Annotated in this window: 3 protein-coding genes; all 3 read left to right on the forward strand. The window is 67.0% G+C overall.

Translation table 11 applies throughout. The features are described from left to right. Window positions 1-381, forward strand: a 381-nt coding sequence (gene modA / locus JNK68_02580) for a molybdate ABC transporter substrate-binding protein (protein MBL8539237.1), incomplete at its 5' end; no start/stop codon positions are given. Continuing rightward, window positions 365-1033, forward strand: a complete 669-nt coding sequence (gene modB / locus JNK68_02585; GenBank protein MBL8539238.1) for a molybdate ABC transporter permease subunit — start codon at window positions 365-367, stop codon at window positions 1031-1033. The genes modA and modB, both read left to right, overlap by 17 nt. 4 nt (window positions 1034-1037) lie before the next feature. After that, the coding region (locus JNK68_02590; protein ID MBL8539239.1) for an ATP-binding cassette domain-containing protein at window positions 1038-1738 on the forward strand (701 nt) is incomplete at its 3' end.

Below are 1738 nucleotides of genomic sequence, written 5' to 3' on the forward strand. Positions count from 1 at the left end.
GCGATCGGCAGCCCGACTTCAGTCCCGGCCGGGCGTTATGCCAAGGGGGCGCTCGAAGCGGCGAAGCTGTGGGACACGCTGACGCCGAAGTTCGTCTTTGCCGATTCGGTGCGCCAGGCGCTAGCGTACGTGGCGCGCACCGAGGCCGAAGCCGGCTTCGTCTACGCGACCGATGCCGGCATAGAGAAGGACAAGGTAAAAGTCGCCGCCGAGGTGCCGGTCACCACTGCGATCCTGTACCCGATCGCGCAGGTGACGGCGAGCCGCAACCCGGCGCTCGCACGGGACTTCCTCGGTTACGTCCTATCACCCGCGGGCCAGAAGCAACTCGCGGCGTTTGGCTTCGCGAGCCCCGAGCCGCGCTATGCCGGCGGACGTTGATCTCGCCCCGCTCTGGCTCACCCTCAAGGTCGCCAGCCTCGCGACGCTGATCGCCTTTCTGGTCGGCGTCGCCCTGGCGCTGCTCTTCGCGCGCGTGCGCTTCGCCGGGCGCGACTGGCTCGACGCCGTGCTGACGCTGCCGATGGTGCTGCCGCCGACCGTTCTCGGTTACTACCTCATCGTCCTGCTCGGTCGGCGCTCCGTGCTCGGCCAGTGGCTCGAACGCACTTTCGATTTCACCTTCATCTTCACGTGGCAGGGCGCAGTCATCGCATCGTCCGTGGTCGCGCTCCCGCTCGTATTCAAGTCTGCCCGCGCAGCCTTCGAAGACGTCGAGCCGAACATCGAGAAGGCCGCCCGCGTGCTGGGTTCGAGAGAATCGAAAGTGTTCCTGCGCGTGACGCTGCCGCTTGCCATGCGCGGCATCCTGGCTGGGACGATGCTCGCCTTCGCCCGTGCGATGGGTGAGTTCGGCGCCACCCTCATGATCGCCGGCAATATCCCCGGGCGCACACAAACGCTGTCGATGGCGGTGTACGATGCTGTGCAGGCGGGAAACGACAGCCTCGCGAACCTGCTGGTGCTGGTGATCTCGGTCACCTGCATCGTCATCCTGGTCAGTTCCGGCAAACTGCTCACGCCGAGGTATTGAGACGTTGAAGCTCGCGGTCGACATCGACGTCAACCTCCGATCTGCGCGCCGCAGCTTCCAGCTCAACGTCGCCTTCTCGACCGCCGACGACCGCGTCGTCATCTTCGGCCCCTCGGGCGCCGGCAAGAGCGTCACCATCCAGGCGATCGCGGGGCTCATCCACCCGGCGCGCGGGCGCGTCCAGCTGGGCAATCGCGTGCTCTTCGATTCGGCCGCAGGCATCGACCTGCCGAGCCGCGAACGAAACGTCGGCTACCTGTTCCAGGACTACGCGCTCTTTCCGCACCTCACGGTCGAGGAGAACGTCGGGTTCCCGCTGAAGCGGCTCCTGCAGTGGCGGCTCGGGGCCGACGAGCGCCGCGCGGTGCGCGACATGCTCGACCTCTTCGAGCTCTCGCCGCTGGCGCACAGCCTGCCGCGCGATCTCTCCGGTGGCCAGCGGCAGCGCGTGGCGCTCGCGCGCGCACTCATCCGCGAGCCCGAGGTGCTGCTGCTGGACGAGCCGTTCTCCGCGCTCGACGTGATGCTGCGCGATCGCGTGCGGCAGGAACTCGCGGACCTGCAGGCGCGCTTCCGCATTCCGCTGGTCGTTATCAGCCACGACATCGACGATGTGAAGATGTTCGCGGAGACGCTCGTGGTTTATGGACACGGCAAGGTGAGCCACGTGCTGCCCTGCAAGCTGCTGCAGGATCAGCACGGCGA

Source organism: Betaproteobacteria bacterium (genome assembly GCA_016791345.1).
Lineage (GTDB): Bacteria > Pseudomonadota > Gammaproteobacteria > Burkholderiales > JAEUMW01 > JAEUMW01.

Excerpts from the sequence above, each read along its gene's own strand:
- modB (MBL8539238.1), top strand. The coding sequence starts at position 365 with ATGCCGGCGGACGTTGATCTCGCCCCGCTCTGGCTCACCCTCAAGGTC.